The organism is Herbidospora mongoliensis, from assembly GCF_001570545.1.
GTDB lineage: Bacteria > Actinomycetota > Actinomycetes > Streptosporangiales > Streptosporangiaceae > Herbidospora > Herbidospora mongoliensis.
Genome location: NZ_BBXD01000016.1, coordinates 71,951 through 87,482 on the forward strand (window position 1 = coordinate 71,951; position 15,532 = coordinate 87,482).

The 15,532-nt window shown below is 69.2% G+C and carries 16 protein-coding genes; 11 read left to right on the forward strand and 5 right to left on the reverse strand.

The genetic code is table 11. The annotated features are described in order from the left end of the window. Positions 1-39 precede the first annotated feature (39 nt). From AW272_RS23095 to AW272_RS23110, 4 genes are all read left to right on the forward strand, one after another. Positions 40-1,278 (forward strand): MFS transporter, encoded by a 1,239-nt coding sequence (locus AW272_RS23095; protein ID WP_066368857.1) that lies wholly within the window; start codon positions 40-42, stop codon positions 1,276-1,278. Between the two features lie 139 nt (positions 1,279-1,417). Continuing rightward, a complete protein-coding gene (locus AW272_RS23100; RefSeq protein WP_066368860.1) occupies positions 1,418-2,116 on the forward strand; it encodes an iron-dependent transcriptional repressor DtxR in 699 nt (232 codons plus the stop codon). Between the two features lie 42 nt (positions 2,117-2,158). Beyond that, the gene (locus AW272_RS23105; protein WP_066368861.1) at positions 2,159-4,432 is read left to right on the forward strand and encodes an ATP-binding SpoIIE family protein phosphatase; all 2,274 of its coding nucleotides are present in this window, start codon (positions 2,159-2,161) and stop codon (positions 4,430-4,432) included. Positions 4,433-4,469: 37 nt separating this feature from the next. Further along, positions 4,470-5,204, forward strand: coding sequence for an alpha/beta fold hydrolase (locus tag AW272_RS23110; protein ID WP_066368863.1), 735 nt, complete (start codon positions 4,470-4,472; stop codon positions 5,202-5,204). Here AW272_RS23110 and AW272_RS23115 read toward each other — a convergent pair. The 4 genes from AW272_RS23115 to AW272_RS23125 are packed head-to-tail and all read right to left on the reverse strand — an operon-like array spanning position 5,179 to position 8,265. Beyond that, complete coding sequence (locus AW272_RS23115; RefSeq protein ID WP_066368865.1) at positions 5,179-6,003, reverse strand: hypothetical protein; 825 nt, start codon at positions 6,001-6,003, stop codon at positions 5,179-5,181. The genes AW272_RS23110 and AW272_RS23115 overlap by 26 nt on opposite strands. Position 6,004: 1 nt before the next feature. Next, on the reverse strand, positions 6,005-6,919 hold the full coding sequence (locus AW272_RS23120) for a hypothetical protein (RefSeq protein WP_066368868.1): 915 nt from the start codon (positions 6,917-6,919) through the stop codon (positions 6,005-6,007). Beyond that, the gene (locus AW272_RS43475; protein ID WP_169807606.1) at positions 6,916-7,080 is read right to left on the reverse strand and encodes a hypothetical protein; all 165 of its coding nucleotides are present in this window, start codon (positions 7,078-7,080) and stop codon (positions 6,916-6,918) included. The genes AW272_RS23120 and AW272_RS43475 overlap by 4 nt, the downstream gene beginning before the upstream one ends. 39 nt (positions 7,081-7,119) lie before the next feature. After that, positions 7,120-8,265 carry an acyl-CoA dehydrogenase family protein gene (locus AW272_RS23125; protein WP_066368870.1) on the reverse strand — a complete coding sequence of 382 codons (1,146 nt, stop codon included), beginning with the start codon at positions 8,263-8,265 and terminating at the stop codon, positions 7,120-7,122. A 156-nt stretch (positions 8,266-8,421) separates the two neighbouring features. Between AW272_RS23125 and AW272_RS23130 the strand changes: the two genes are divergently transcribed. Both AW272_RS23130 and AW272_RS23135 read left to right on the forward strand, forming a co-directional pair. Then, positions 8,422-9,846: a hypothetical protein gene (locus tag AW272_RS23130; RefSeq protein ID WP_157518720.1), complete on the forward strand. Its 1,425-nt coding sequence runs from the start codon at positions 8,422-8,424 to the stop codon at positions 9,844-9,846. Continuing rightward, the gene (locus AW272_RS23135; RefSeq protein WP_066368874.1) at positions 9,843-11,228 is read left to right on the forward strand and encodes a class F sortase; all 1,386 of its coding nucleotides are present in this window, start codon (positions 9,843-9,845) and stop codon (positions 11,226-11,228) included. Before AW272_RS23130 ends, AW272_RS23135 begins: the two co-directional genes overlap by 4 nt. 180 nt (positions 11,229-11,408) lie before the next feature. Here the strand turns inward: AW272_RS23135 and AW272_RS43480 are convergent, their stop codons facing one another. Continuing rightward, the gene (locus AW272_RS43480) at positions 11,409-11,753 is read right to left on the reverse strand and encodes a hypothetical protein (protein WP_066368881.1); all 345 of its coding nucleotides are present in this window, start codon (positions 11,751-11,753) and stop codon (positions 11,409-11,411) included. A 6-nt stretch (positions 11,754-11,759) separates the two neighbouring features. On the opposite strand from AW272_RS43480, the gene AW272_RS43485 reads away from it, so the two are divergent. The 5 genes from AW272_RS43485 to AW272_RS23165 all read left to right on the forward strand — a co-directional run bounded on the left by AW272_RS43485 (position 11,760) and on the right by AW272_RS23165 (position 15,512). Continuing rightward, positions 11,760-12,011, forward strand: coding sequence for a hypothetical protein (locus AW272_RS43485; RefSeq protein WP_169807607.1), 252 nt, complete (start codon positions 11,760-11,762; stop codon positions 12,009-12,011). Positions 12,012-12,018: 7 nt separating this feature from the next. Then, a complete protein-coding gene (locus tag AW272_RS23150) occupies positions 12,019-12,585 on the forward strand; it encodes a hypothetical protein (protein ID WP_066368884.1) in 567 nt (188 codons plus the stop codon). Between the two features lie 208 nt (positions 12,586-12,793). Then, positions 12,794-13,597, forward strand: a complete 804-nt coding sequence (locus tag AW272_RS23155) for a hypothetical protein (protein ID WP_066368885.1) — start codon at positions 12,794-12,796, stop codon at positions 13,595-13,597. Between the two features lie 7 nt (positions 13,598-13,604). Then, positions 13,605-14,420: a class F sortase gene (locus AW272_RS23160; protein ID WP_083958588.1), complete on the forward strand. Its 816-nt coding sequence runs from the start codon at positions 13,605-13,607 to the stop codon at positions 14,418-14,420. A gap of 21 nt (positions 14,421-14,441) precedes the next feature. Beyond that, the gene (locus AW272_RS23165) at positions 14,442-15,512 is read left to right on the forward strand and encodes an ICP22 family protein (RefSeq protein WP_066368887.1); all 1,071 of its coding nucleotides are present in this window, start codon (positions 14,442-14,444) and stop codon (positions 15,510-15,512) included. Positions 15,513-15,532 lie beyond the last annotated feature (20 nt).

Sequence of the window (15,532 nt, forward strand, 5' to 3'; positions counted from 1 at the left end):
AAATTGGTGATATTTCCCCCATGAGTAGGGTGTCCCCCCGTGAGCAAGGTGAGGGCGGCACTCGAACGGCACTTCGCCGACATCCGGCCGGTGGCGATCCCGGCCTACCGCAGGCTCCTGACCGGGCAGGCCATCGGGTTCATCGGGTTCCAGCTCACCGGTGTCGCCGTCGCGGCCGAGATCTACTCGATCACCAAGTCGTCGTTCTGGGTCGGGATGATGGGCCCGGTCGCCCTCGTCCCGCTGGTGGTCTTCGGCCTGTGGGGCGGCGCGGTGGCCGACGCCATGGACCGGCGCAGACTGCTGCTGATCAGCTCCGTGATCACCTGGATCGCCACGGCCGCCCTGCTGATCAACGCGCTCACCGCCCGGAACATCTGGGTGATCATGGTCGCGGTGTTCGTGCAGTCGAGCGGCTTCGCGGTCAGTTCGCCGACCCGGCAGGCCATCGTGCCGAGGCTGGTCCCGCGCGACCTGGTGCCGGCCGCCAACACGCTGAGCTTCCTGTTCTCCAGCCTCGGCTCGGTGCTCGGCCCGCTGCTCGGCGGCGTGATCCTGGCCACCACCGACTTCTCCGTCGCCTACGCCATCGACGCCGTCCTGTTCACCACCACTCTGTACGCCACCTATCGCCTCCCCACCCTGGAACCCCTCGGCGAGGTGACCGCCCCCGGCCCGAAGGCCGTGGCCGACGGCCTGCGCTACATCATGACCAGCCCGATCGTGCTGATGAGCTTCGCGGTCGACATCGTGGCGATGGCCTTCGCGCTGCCCAGGGCGCTGTACCCCCAGATGGCCGCAGAACGGTTCGACGGCTCGGCGCTCGCCTTCGGCTGGCTGTCGGCCTCGATCGCCCTCGGCTCGGTGGTCGGCGGCGTCTTCTCCGGCTGGGTGGGCCGCGTACGCCGCCAGGGGGTGGCCCTCACCGTAGTGATCGCCCTGTGGGGCCTCAGCGTCGCTCTGGCGGGCCTGGCCGAGCCCTTGTGGCTGTGCGTCGCCCTGCTCGCGGTGGGCGGTTTCGCCGATCTGGTCTCGGCGGTCTGGCGGCAGACCATCCTGCAGACGTACGCTCCGGACGAGATGCGCGGACGTCTCCAGGGCGTCTTCTTCGTCGTGGTGGCCGGCGGCCCTCGCCTGGGCGACCTGCGGGCGGGCGCCACCGCTTCGACGTTCGGGCTGGTCCCGGCGTGGGTCGGGGGCGGATTGCTCTGCGCGGTGACGGTGTTCGCCGTGGGTCTTTCCGTCAAGTCCTTCCGGAACTACCGGGTGGGTTCCTGAAGCGGTTCAGGCGAGGGCCGGCGGGCCGGAAGCTTTTCGGTCCTCCCGCTGTTGCCCAAGGTGCTTTCCAGGACCAGTAAGGTCGGCGGGAACGCGCTTGTGGGTCGTAGCATTCGAACAGGACCGGGGAGGATGACCGTTGACCGCACACGGCCTGATCGACACGACGGAGATGTATCTCCGCACGATCTTCGAGCTCGAAGAGGAAGGGATCGTCCCGCTGCGCGCCCGGATCGCCGAAAGGCTGCAGCAGAGCGGTCCCACCGTCAGCCAGACCGTCGCCCGCATGGAGCGCGACGGGCTCGTCAAGGTGGAGGGTGACCGCCACCTCACGCTGAGCGAGGCCGGCCGCAAGCAGGCCATCCGCGTCATGCGCAAGCACCGTCTGGCCGAGTGCCTGCTGACCCAGGTGATCGGCATGCCGTGGGAAGACGTCCACATCGAGGCGTGCCGCTGGGAACACGTGATGTCGGAGCAGGTCGAGGTCCGCCTCGTGGCCCTCCTCGGCAACCCGACCGTCTGCCCGCACGGGAACCCCATCCCCGGGCTGGAAGAGCTCGGCGCGTCCGGATTGACGGAAATTGAGCCGGTCTCGCCTATGGTCGACATCGCGGGGCCCAGAGATATACCCGTTGTCGTGCGGCGAATTAGCGAACAAGTGCAAAGCGATCCCGCTGTGATGCTTAAACTCAAGCAAGTTGGGATACAACCCGGACGCGAGGTGACGCTCGCGGCGAGCGACGACGGTGTGCGGGTGACTGGTGACGAACAGGCTGACAACAACCTCGCGGAGCTCTCGCGTGATGTCGCCGCGCACGTTTTCGTCTCCAAGCGCTGATCCCCTCGGGTCCAGCTCTGTTCTCCTAGGAGTGGTCGTCGGATGAAGCGTTGGGGGGACCTGTCGCAGGACACGACTGACCACCTCTCCGCAGGCGCGGTGCTCGACCAGGCCGAATTGGCCGTCGTCGTCACCGACAGGTTCAGCAACGTCCTTTACTGGAACCCCTTCGCCGAGCAGTTGTTCGGCCGTCCGGGCTACGCCCACGGGCGTGATGACACGATCTCCATCAGCATCATGGAGCGCGATCATCCCCTGGGCGTCGAGCTCGCCAAACACGTGCTCAAGGGCAACGTGTGGGAGGGCACCTTCGACGTCGTCCGCCACGACGGCACGCTGATCTACGTGCGGGCGCAGGCCGTGCCGATGCGGCATACCTCCGGGTCGGTGACGGGCATCGTGATCACCGCGCGCGAGGCGATGAAGAGCAACGAGCGGGAGAAAGACCGCTTCGGCCTGCTGGAGCGCATCGGCGAGCGGCTGGCCGGATCCCTCTACGTCGAGGAGACCCTCAACCGGGTCGCCGAGATGCTCGTGCCCCAGTTCGCCGACCACTGCTTCATCGAGCTGATGGAGGGCGAGCGGCTGGTCCGCAAGGTCTCCACCCACGTCGGCGGCTGGCAGCCCCCGGCCGACTCCTGGAAGACGGTCGGCTCCGAGATCCGCTATCCCATCGGCCACTACGCCGACAGCGCGCTGCGCCGCCAGGAGACGATCCTGGTCGAAGACTTCTCCCAGGTCAGCTACCCCTCCCTCAGCGAGGGCGCGGCCCGTGTCGACGGTGAGATCGGGGTCACCTCCGCGATCGTCGCGCCGCTGCTCGCCCGGGGCGAGGCCCTCGGGCTGATGTACCTGTCGATGTCCAACCTGACCGACCGGCGCTCGCCCCACTACGACGCCTTCGACCGCGACTTCGTCGGGGCCATCGCCACCCGGGTCGCCATCGCCGTCGACAACGCCCTCCTGTTCGAAGAGGAGCGCCACACCGCCGAGTCGTTCCAGAAGCACCTGCTGCCGCGTGACCTGCCCAAGCTCGACGGGCTCGAGATCGCCGTGCGCTACCTCCCGGCCGCCCCGCTGTCCAGCCACGGCCAGGGCATCCAGACCCAGGTCGGCGGCGACTGGTACGACGTGATCCCGCTCTCGGCCGGTCGCGTCGGCATCGTGATCGGCGACGTCGAGGGCCGCGGCGCCAAGGCCGCCGCCGTGATGGGCCAGCTCCGCGCCGCGCTGCGCGCCTTCGCCCAAGACGACAAGCCCCCGGCCGACATCCTGGCCCGTCTCGACGAGTGGACCCGCATCCTGGCCTCGCCGGAAGAAGACGACTACGGCGTCGACGTCACCAGCCCGCCGATCGTCACCTGCCAATACATGGTCTACGACGCCTGGTCGCGCGAGCTGTCCTTCGCCAACGCCGGGCACTCGCCGCCCCTGCTGATCGTCGACGGCTCGGTCACCGAGCTCGACATCGGCGACGTCGGCAAGCCGCTGGGCGTGCGGGCCACCGGCGTCCACGCCGACCTGGTCTACAAGGAGGAGACGCGGGTGCTGCCCCCGGGCGCGACCCTGCTCCTCTACACCGACGGTCTGGTCGACCGGCGTCCGACGCGTGAGTCGGGGGTGCCGTCGCGCGGCATCAGCGAGGCCGTCGGGATGCTGTGCGACGAGATCGCCAAGATCGCCGACGAGCCGGTCGAGCGCATCGCCGACGTCGCGACCACCGCCGTCCCGGGTGAGATCGACGACGACATGGCGATCCTGGTCGTGCGGTCCAGTGGTGGCGAGCTGGAGTTCGAGGAGTCCGACTACCCGGCTCAGCCGATCATGGTCGGCGAGGCGCGCCGCATGGCCCGCAGCGCCTTCGAGCGCTGGAACATCCCCGAGGAGAAGGGTGAGCTGGCCTGCCTGCTCGTCTCCGAGGTGGTCACCAACGTCGTGCTGCACGCCGCGTCCACCAGCGCGCCGCGCCGCGAGCTAGTGCTCGACGGGCCGCCGCTGCCGTTCGACGAGTCATGGGACTTCCCCGATCTCGAGGTCGACCTCGATCTCGACCTCGGGCGTGAGGGCATCGCCGCGCTCAATGCCGCCGCCGACCCCGAGAAGAAGTTCACGCTCCGGCTGCGCCGGGGTGGCGAGTCGATCTGGGTCGAGGTGTTCGACCAGGACCTGCGGCTGCCCCGCATCCGCAGCGCCGGGGAGAACGACGAAGGCGGGCGAGGGCTTTACCTGGTCGACCAGCTCGCCCGGCGCTGGGGTTCCCGGCCCACCCCCGACGGGAAGGCCGTCTGGTTCGAGATCCCCGTGGGCGGTCGCTGACTGGCGATCACACGGCTTCGGTGTTTGACTCGGAGCCATGGAGCTGGTGCACCACCGCTCGGGATCCGGCCCGCCGCTCGTGCTGATGCACGGGATCGGGCACCACTGGCAAGCCTGGCAGCCGGTCATCGGCCTGCTGGCCAGGCATCATGACGTGATCGCCGTCGACCTGCCCGGGTTCGGGGCCTCACCGCCGCTGCCGCCGGGCACGATCTCCACCGCCGAATCGCTGGCCTACGCCGTCGAGGCCTTCTGGCGCGATCTCGGCATCGACGAACCCCACGTCGCCGGCAACTCCCTGGGTGGCTACCTCGCCCTCGACATGGCCTCGCGCGGGGTCTGCCGTACGGCCACCGCGATCTCCCCGGCCGGGTTCTGGTCGCGGACCGAGCTGCTCTGGCTCCGCAGCGTGCTCAAGGCGATGCGGGCGGGGCCGATCAACCGGGCGGGCCTCGGGCTGGTCGTCGCCCATCCGGAACGCCTGTCCGACGAGGCGCTCCACTCCGGCTGGCAGGCGCTGAAAGACGCGCCCGGCTTCTACGAGACGCTCGACGCGTTCTACTGGATGCCGCCGCCCGCGCCGCCGAAGGTGCCGGTGACGATCGCCTGGGGCGAGAAAGACCGGCTGCTGCCCAGGCGGCAGGCCGTCAGGGCCGGGCGGTGGGCGCAGAAGCGGGTGCACCTGATGCCGGGCTGCGGGCACATCCCGATGACCGACGACCCCGAGCTGGTGGCCCAGGTGATCCTCAGGGGAGCACGCGCAGCGAACTGACGACCGTCTCGATATCGGGCCACAGGCGCTTGTGCGTCTCCGGGATGGTGATCCAGACGACCGACGGGCGGCCCGCGCCGGTGTCCATCGCGACGGCGACGGCCAGTTCCAGGTTGGCCTTGCGCCCGGCGTCGCTGGGCGGCATGCGCATCTGGCGGGCCACCACCCAGCCGTTCCTGATCGGCTGTGAGGCGATGTCGATGCCGGTGGTGCCGCCGGGGAAGTTGCGGATCTGCTTGCTGTCGAGCAGCGCGACGGCGGCGTCGTAGAGGCTGTCGCCCGCGTCGAGTTCGCTGGGCAGGCGCAGGCTGTCGACGTCGGCGAACCACTCGCGGTCGAGGTCGGGGCCGTACTCCTCGGTGACGAAGGTCTGGCGCATCGAGTAGGCGCCGTCGGAGACGGGGCCGTCGGGCTGGCCCTTCGCGGGCCCCCACGGGCTGCCCAGTTCGGCGAACCGCAGGCGGGCCTTGCGGTCGCGGACGGTGCCGACCACCTTCGAGCCCCTGCCGTCGAAGGCCGGGAGCTTGACGACCTCCCCTTCGGGGATGCGGTCGACCTCCGGGCCGGTGCTGGGAGTCTCCTCGGGCTCTGGCGTGGCGGTGGTCTCCACCGGCTCCGGCGTCGCGGGGACCGGGGTTTCCCGCTCCTGTACGAGGACCGAGACCACCTCCTCGTCGGAAGCGGTGGCCAGGGAGATGCCCGTGATCACCTGGGTGACCAGGAGGGCGCCGCCGAGCAGGTTGGCCCACAACGGGACGCGCACGTAGAGGCGGCGGGCCTTGGGGGAGACCTTGGGCATGTCAGCCCGCCTTCGGGAGCAGGACCAGGCCCGCCTTGCGGGCGTCGCGGACACTTTCGCGCAGGGCGGCCTCGACCCTGGCGGCCTTCTCGGTCAGCTCGTCGATCTCCTTGGTGGCCAGGCGGTCGCGGACCGTCCGGGCCAGGAGTTCGGTGTAGGCGTCGCCATCGTCGGCCAGGTCCTGGAGGGTCTTCCACTCCTGGTAGGCGTCGTCGGCGGCCATCACCCGCAGCCCGTAGTCCTCCAGGGCCTCGACCCGGGCGGTCAGCGACTCGGTGGCCATTTTCAGGGCCCCGTCGTGGGCGTCGAGCATCTCCGCGATGCGGTCGGTGACCTTGCCTTTCCTGGCCGCGCGCTGTTCGCGGCGGAGCCGGGTGATCTCGGCCAGGGTCTCGGCGATCTCCCACTCCTGGCGGGGGAGGGTGACGGTGTTGGCGATGTCGTCGAGCAGGCCGGCCCGGTTGACGCTGGAGTCGAGCACGGCGGAGACCGCCTTCTGGGTGCGCTCCAGCAACTCGGCGTCGCGCAGGTGCAGGTCGATCACGTAGCGGCCCTGGTGCTTGCGGGCGAGTTTCGCGACGGGGGATTCGCCCGACAGGGTGAGCAGCACGAGGAATGCCACCACTTCGACCGCGAGGCTGATGGTGAAGCTGGGGGCGAAGCCGTAAAAGAACCAGATCATGAGCTGGACGACCTGCAGGGTCGCACCGAGCGGGAACCACCACCGGCCGTGGAGGCGGCCGATCACGACGGGCAGGAACCCCCACAGCGACGCGGACAGCAACGCGGTCCAGGCGTCGGCGGGCACCCTGCCGCCCCAGCGGGGGCGGGCAGGGACCGGGTGGAGGAACTCGGGGGCGGCGGCCATGAGCGCCCGATCGGCGGCGGGCAGGGCCGGGTCGAACGCTGGGTTCATTTGATCGTTTGGCCCCAGATCAAGAGCATGGCGATGATGAAGACGATCATCACGCCGGCGTAGGCGAGGTTCCCCAGCCGGAAGAACCGGCGCACCTTGTTCAGGAGCCAGGCGACCAGGAACGCCAGGAAGACCAGCAGGATCAGCCCGGAGTATTCCATGGGCCCAGTATGAAGCTTTAGGCCCTCTTTTGGATCGGTTCAGAACCCGAAGGATCTACCGATGATCTCTTTCATGATCTCGGTGGTACCGCCGTAGATCGTCTGGACGCGGGCGTCGAGCCAGGCCTTGGCCACCGGATATTCGGTCATGTAGCCATAACCGCCGTGCAGTTGCAGGCAGCGGTCGATGACCTTGTTCTGCAGTTCGGTGGTCCACCACTTGGCCTTGGCGGCGTCGACCGGAGTGAGGGTTCCGGCGTTGAGCGCGTTGATGCACGTGTCGACGAACAGGCGGGCGATCTCCACCTCGGTGGCCAGTTCGGCCAGCACGAACCGGGTGTTCTGGAAACTGCCGAGATTCCGGCCGAACGCCTGGCGGCTGCGGCAGTAGTTGATCGTCTCCGTGAGGACCGCTTCCGCTGCCGCGACCGCGACTACGGCGATCGACAGGCGCTCCTGCGGCAGGTTGCCCATGAGCTGGAAGAAGCCCTGGCCGTCTTCGTTCCCCAGCCGGTTCGCGGCCGGGACGCGGACGTTCTCGAAGAACAGCTCGGCGGTGTCCTGCGCCTTGAGGCCGATCTTGTCGAGGTTGCGGCCCCGGACGAAGCCCGGCATGCCGCGCTCGACCACGAACAGCGTCGTGCCGCGCGCCCCGGCCGCCGGGTCGGTCTTGGCCACCACGACCACCAGGTCGGAGTTGATGCCGTTGGTGATGAAGGTCTTCTGGCCGTTCAGGACGTAGTCGTCGCCGTCCTTCTCCGCGGTGGTCCTGATGCCCTGGAGGTCGCTGCCGGCGCCGGGTTCGGTCATCGCGATGGCGGTGATCAGCTCGCCGCTCACGAAGCCGGGGAGCCAGCGCGCCTTCTGCTCGTCGTTGGTGAGGTCGATGAAGTAGGGGGCCATGACGTCGTTGTGCAGGCCGAAGCCCAGGCCACTGGCGCCCGCGTGGATGATCTCCTCGATGACGACCACGTTGAACCGGAAGTCGGTGATTCCGATCCCGCCGTATTCCTCGGGGACCGACATGGCGAACATGCCCAGGTCACCGGCCTTTTTCCAGATCTCGCGGGGGATGATGCCGTCTTTCTCCCACTGTGCGTGGTTCGGGACGACCTCTCGGGTCATGAATTTGCGCACGGTCTCACGGAAGAGCGCGTGCTCCTCCTCGAAGAGGGTTCGGTCCATGACAACCAGAATACGATTCTGTTACTCCCGGGAACATGCTGAGGACCGCATCACAAGTGCGCCACGTTCCCACCAGTGGCCTTGCTTAACCCCATAAGATCTACCTTCGGTTTGGTATGCCGTTATAACGGAGTGTGGGCAATGCGGAGGGAACGGATGCGTCGGCGGTTGACCGCCCTGGGAGCGGTGGGAATTGCCACTGCTGGCGCACTGATCGTCTTCCCCGGCACGAGCCAGGGTTCGGCAGAAGGTCCCTACTACTTCAAGTGTGTCGGGCCACTGGCCGACAACCAGACGATCGCGGCCTCGATCTCGCTCTCGTCGAAAGAGCTGACGGTCGGGCAGCAGCTGGTCATCAACTGGCAGCTCGGTGACGCGCAGCGCAGCGTGAAGGTCCCCGACCCGCTGAACCCGAACCACGACAAGGGCGGCCACATCGCGGTCACCGCCCGGGTGAAGGCGCACGGCGTGTGGACCGGCCAGGGCGCGATCGACTCGACGGGCACCCGCCTGATCGAGGAGAGCCGCCTGCGTGACGGCAAGCCGCTGGAGCTCGGCGTGGTCAGCCCGGGTCTGGCGACCGCCGAGCGGGCGGGCTCCGGCTCCATCGAGGTCGGTCCGATCATCCTGGACCTCGCTCCGGTCGAGTCGACCTGGAACAACGACTTCAACGCGGTCGGCGACTTCTCGCACTGGTACGGCCCGGGTTGGAACAAGGTCATCGACCCGAATCCCTACTTCGGCAAGACCCACTACGACCAGGACCTCCGCGAGGCCAAGAACGAGGACGAAGAGGCGACGTTCACCTTCGTCGGCACCGGCGTCGACCTCTTCGGTGACAAGAAGAACGACATGAGCGAGTTCACGCTCGTCACCGACCAGGGCAACCCGCCCGACGAGGCCTCCCAGCGCTACAACGCCTACTGGCAGGTCGCCGGCGAGCGCCGCGTGCTGGAGAAGTTCACCGCCGCCACCGCGCTGCCCTACGGCAAGTACACCGTCAAGATCAAGAACCGGACTCAGGACAAGTACGCCCGGGTCGACGCGTGGAAGGTGTACGCCGACACGGCGGACAACCTGAACGCCTCGCCCTACCGCACGGTCTGCACCCCTGAGCCGAAGTTCCCGCTGATCCCGCTGACGGTGACCGACGGCGGCAGCACGACCCAGTCCCCGTCGCCCGACCCGTCCGGCAACCCGTCGACCACGCCTTCGACCACGCCGTCGACGAACCCTTCGAACACCCCGTCGCAGACGCCCTCGACCACTCCGACCGGCTCGGCGACGCCCACGGGCACTCAGTCGCAGACGCCGCAGGAGCGCTTCACGCCGCTGGTCTCGGTGGTCGTGCTCGGCACCCCCACTCCCACGGCGACCACGACCGTGACCCTCACCTCGACCCCGACCGTGGCCCAGGTGGCGATCACGCCGCTGGGCGGCGCGGCGACGGGCGAGGCACCCGAACGGTCGAACTCCGGCGTCGCGGTCGTGGCGCTCGGAGCGTTGATGCTGATGGGCGGAATGTTCAGCGGACTCAAGCTGCTGCGCAGGCGCGCGGCCCACTCCGGGGAGCGGGGATGACGGACAAGCGCAACCCCTATCCGACGCCGGACAACGAGCCGGAGCCGGAGCAGCCGAAGGCGGAGTCCTCCTCGGGGCCCGCGATCGTCCAGCACCCCTACGACAGGCTGCTGAAGGCGACCGGCCACAAGCTCGTGAAGGGCGACAGCGGCGAGACGCCGGCCAAGCCCCTGGAGCCCGCGGCCCCGGCGGCCGACGCCACGGCGGACATCCCCGCGGTGCCTGACGCGACCGCGCCGGGCGGCGTGGTGATGGTCCCGACCGGGTCGGTGCCTCCGGGCATGGTGCCGGTCATGATGGTGCCGATGAGCCAGGTTCCCGGCGCCGGTGCGCCCGGTGGCCAGGTTCCCGGTCCCGGCGTTCCTGGTGCGGGCATTCCGGGGGCAGGCGTCCCCGGTGCTCAGGTTCCGGGTGCGGCTGTTCCGGGTGCTCAGGTGCCCGGCGCCGGTGTTCCGGTGGGCGCGGTTCCTGGAGCCGCTGTCTCCGGTACGCCTTCCGGTCAGCTCGTCCCCGTCATCCAGGTCCCGGCGCAGGCGCCGCCTCCCGGTGGCATGTCCAAGCGCGCCCTCACGGCGCTGCTGGTCGGCGGGTCGTTCAGCGGCATCGTGGCGATCATGGCGGGGCTGCTGATGGTGCTCTCGCCGACCTCGCCCGCCGAGGACCAGGCCGCCGACGAGGTCAGCATCCAGGCCGCCGGCAACTCCTATGTCATTCCGCCGACCGTGGGTCCGGGCGGGCCCGGGGTTCCGCTGACCGCGGCCGACCCGACGGCGCCGCCGCCGCAGCCGGCCACCCAGCCGGTCGCCCCGCTGACGCTGTCGCCGCAGGTGGTGGCCCAGTCGAACGGCGTGGGCGTCAACATCGAGGTCCCGAAGCCGGACGCGAAGGCGAGCTCGACGCCGAAGGTGACCGAGCCCAAGACGTCGCGCCCGGTGAAGATCAGCATTCCGGCCGTCGGCGTGAACCGGGCCAAGATCGGTACCGTCGGTGTCACGAAGAAGGGCGAGATCGGCACTCCTTCGCTGAGCAAGCCGAAGGAGACCGCCTGGTACAAGAACGGCCCCGCGCCGGGTGACCAGGGCCCGGCCGTCATCCTCGGGCACGTCAACACCCGTTCGGGCGCGGCCGTCTTCAGCCGGCTGCGGGACATCAAGCGCGGCAACAAGATCAGCATCCTGCGGGCGGACGGTAAACTGGCGGTCTTCACCGTCGACGGCGTCGAGCAGGTCAGCAAGAAGTCCTTCCCGACCAAGCGCGTCTACGGGAACACCATCACCTCAAGCCTTCGGTTGATCACGTGCGGTGGTGCGTACAATTCGAAGACCCATCACTACACCGACAACATCGTCGTCTACGCGACCCTGACCGAGGTCCGCGGATAGACGGGCGTTCCGGGGGCAAGCGATGAGGATGTTGAAGACGCGTGCCCGTTTCGCCGTGCGCGGAGCGGGCGCGGGGGCTGCGGCGGCCCTGCTGTTACTCGGCCTCCCCGCGCTGGCCGGGAACACCGACGGCACGGCGACCTACGAGTGCCGTAAGGGCGCGGAGACGTCGGCGACGCCCTACCAGGTGCGGGTGCTCCTCGGGGCACCCGACCAGCCGACTCCGAGCCAGGCCGTGTCGATCGTCTGGAGCGTGGCCCCCGGAACACCCACGGCGAGCGGCGGACCGGTCCTGGTGCTGCCGACGCCGTTGGCGGTGGGCGACCAGGTCGCCGCCCAGGGCATGCTGCGGGCCACCGGCCCCGCGCTGACTCCTCCGACCGGCACCCCCACCCCCACTCCGAGCACGACGCCCAGCGCGACACCGAGCGGGTCGACGAGCCAGACCCCCAGCACGACCCCCAGCACGACACCGAGCACGACCCCGAGCGGGACTCCCACCCCGACTCCGAGCTGGACCCCCACTCCGCGATGGACTCCCACGCCGAAGTGGACCCCGACCCCCAAGTGGACGCCCACTCCCAGGTGGACCCCGACGCCGAGGTGGACACCGACTCCCCGGTGGACGCCCACCCCGGGTTGGACTCCTACGCCAGGGTGGACGCCTACTCCGGGCTGGACTCCCACGCCGGGCTGGACTCCTACGCCAGGGTGGACCCCCACCCCGGGCTGGACTTCCACCGCTACTCAGACGGTCCCGCCGCCCGGCGAGCCGGACGGTGAGTACCCGGTGTACCCCGGCGCGACGGCCAACGCTACGGTGACGGTCAGCGTGGCGGTCACCCAAGGCGCCAGCGTCTACCCGATCCCGCCGCTCGTGGGGGTCATCACTCCTACGGCGACCGGTGTGTTCGAGGTGTCCGCGCGTGACTTCGTGCTGCGGGTGAGGCCTACGGGCGGCACCGCGGACGTGGCGCTCTACAGCTGCATCCTGCCCGAGACCGCCACCCCGGTGGCCCTCAAGATCACCGTCGTCGCGTCCCCGACGCCCACGGCGTCCACGACCCCCAGTTCCTCCGACACCCCGACCCCCACCCCGACCGACAGCGGCACACCGACGCCCAGGGGCACGGTGACCGCGACCGCCACGGTGACCGCTGACACGCCGGTCGACCGCTCCACCCGCACCGCGACAGCGACCGTCACCGCTCAGGTCGAGACCCCCGACGGGGGTGTCGCCACCGGCGGAGGAGGGGTTCTGGGGCCGGACGGGCGGGTGTTCGTGCTGGCCGGAGGCACTGTCACGCTCGCCGCGATGGTCGGCGGGCTGTTACTGCGGAGACGCGTGGTTTCTTGACGTAATCTTGACTGATTGTGGTCAGAGTTGGGGTTGTCTCTGCCTTCTCCCAGGCTTTGTCCCTAGGATCTCCCCATCCGCCATGAAACGGTCATCGAATCTGAAACGGAGAGAGTCAGTGCTGAAAGACAAGGCACGGCGACGCATCGCAACTAAGGCCGCCGCAGCCGGTGTGGTCAGCGCTGGGTTTCTTCTTGGCATCGGACCCATGCTCACCAGCGCCACGGCCGACACCAAGACCGTGAGCTACTCCTGCATCCCGACACTCGCCGGCGATGTGGGCACCGCGGCCAACTATGACGTGACCGTCGCCCTGAACTCATCGGTGACGGCCGGGATCATCGGCACCCCGTTCACCGCGAACGTCTCGCTGGGCGGCACCGCGCTTCCGCCGGCCCCGGCGGCGCTCGAAACGACGGACTCGATCCAGGTGGCCGCCGAGATCGAGATCAAGGGCAACGGCAGCGCGGCGGCGATCGCCACGGTGACTCCCTCGGCCTCCGTCGCCCCGGCGGCTCCGGTCTCCATGGGCGGCGCGCTCCCGGCCCTGCCGACCCCCACGGCCTCGATCACGCCGTTGACCGGCACGACGCAGCTCATCCTGACGGCCAAGACGTTCACGCTCCGGCTCATGAAGGGCACCACGGAAGCCGCCAAGTTCGTCTGCACCCTGCCGACGGTGGCTCCCCTCCCGACGCCGGCCTCCGCGACCCTGGCCGTCAGCACCGCCGGGACCAGCACCACCCCGACGCCCACGCCGACGCCGACCCCCACGCCGACTCCGACGCCGTCCGCGCCGAAGCCGACCAAGACGGTGACCGAGACCGCCACGGCCGAGGTGCCCGTCGACGACGACCAGGTCGAGACGCCCGACGGCGGCGTGGCGACCGGCGGCGGCGGTGTGCTCGGTCCGGACGGACGGGTGTTCGTGCTGACCGGCTCGGCGATCGTGCTCGCGGCCGGCATCGGCGGACTGTTCATGCGTTCCCGGCGACGCCCATACCAGGGATGAGGCGCCGGTGACCGGCTACTACCCGCAGCAGGATCCGAACCAGCAGCCGCAGGGCTATGTCTACTACCAGCAGGTTCCGGCGGCGCCTCAGCCGGAACCCGAGGGCAGGAACGGCACCCAGCTCGTCCGGTTGGTGCTGGTCATCGCGGCGGTGGCCGGTCTCCTGACCGTTGGCCTGGGTCTGGTCTTCATCCTGGGCAACCCGGAGGAGTACCGCGAGCCCACTGATCGGGTGACGCTGAAGAACGCCATGCTCCCCGAGGTGGGTCGTGGCGGCGGTCCGGAGCTGCCGCAGGCCGTTCCTGAGGCGCCGGCCCCGTTGCCGCCGATCGCGCCGGTCTCGCCCATGACGCAGCCGTCCTCGCCCAAGCGCCTCATCATCAAGCGGCTGAACATCGACGCGCCGATCCGTTCGGTGGGCCTCGACAAGAACGGCGCGATCGAGCCGCCGCCGCTCGCCAACACGAACCTGGCCGGGTGGTACCGGAACGGCCCCACTCCGGGCTCGGCCGGTCCGGCCACCATCGTCGGGCACCGGGACACCACGAACGCCCCGGCGGTTTTCAACCGGCTGGCGGAGATGAAGTATGGCGACACCGTGGAAGTGGTCCGGCAGGACGGCACCGTCGCGATCTACACGGTCGGTGGCATCGAGCAGGCCGACAAGACGACCTTCCCGACCGAGCGGGTCTACGGCGACAGCGACATGGCCGAGCTCAGATTGATCACATGTGGTGGAACTTACAACCGCTCCACCCGTCACTACGTAGACAATGTCATCGTTTACGCGACGATGACAGGGACGCGCCTAGCCTCGTCCTGACTTCTACGTAAGGAGGGGCACATGGGTCTTCTGTCCAATCTGCTGCTACCTGGCCGTCTTCGCACCGGCCCCACGGTTTTGCTACCGGCGAAGACCAAGCCCGAGGCGATCCTGGAGCTGGTCCGGCTGGCCGACCCGCAGGCCGAGCTCGACGGCGCCGACGTGCTGGCCGCCGCGACCCGGATCCACGAGGGCATCGAGCTGACCGGCGACCTGGCGAAGAAACTCGGCCTCGACGGCGAGGAGAAGCTCTGGGCCCACCGCGTGGTGGCCGAGCGCCCGCTCCCGGTCGACTACTACGACAAGCTGCTGGCGGCCGGGCTCGCCTACCGCCTCGGCGGTTACTACCTGTGCCAGGGCTCGGCCGACGACCCGGCGGAGGACACCGAGCTGGAGTACGCGGTCTACCTCCCAGCCGTCGAGGAATCGGAGCTGACCCCGGCGCTGATCAAGATCCTCGGTACGGAAGAGGACACTGTTACCGAAGAGAGCCCTGAGGACGACTCTGAGGCCCTCGCGGACGCGCCTGCGGCAGACGTACCGGAATCGGTCGAAAGCGGGGCAGAAGGCCCCGGGAGCGGCCCGGAAGACGTGCTTGCGGAAAGCGCGCCGGAACCGTCCGAAGACAAGCCGGAAGCCGCCACCGACGAGACCCCTGAAGCTGAGGGGACCACCGAGGCCAAAGCCGACGGAACCGCCGAGACCGCCGAGGACTCGTCGGAAGACGCCACCGACGAAGCCGGGCCCGGGAGCGCGGCCGGCGAAAGCGCTTCGGACGACGCCGAGGCAGCGGCGGTCAAGGCGCGTAAGTCGCGCTGGTCCGCCGACGGTGTCTACGAGGCCGCCGGCTTCCGGGTCTCGGTAACGCCTGTGCATCGTTTTCCAGCCGCCGTGGCCGGGCTGATGCCCTACGCCACCGAGGTTGTCAAGATCACGGTCAGCGTGATCGAGGAGCTCGAAGGCGACGCTCGCATGCTCGATCCCGGCAACGTCGCCCTCGCCCTCGGGACGGCTCTTGACGGTCCCGTGGTCGACCACTGGGGATTCCAGGTCTTCGAACCCGCCGATCTCCTCCCGCCCAGGAGCGTCTGAGAAGGGTCTGGGGTAGCCTC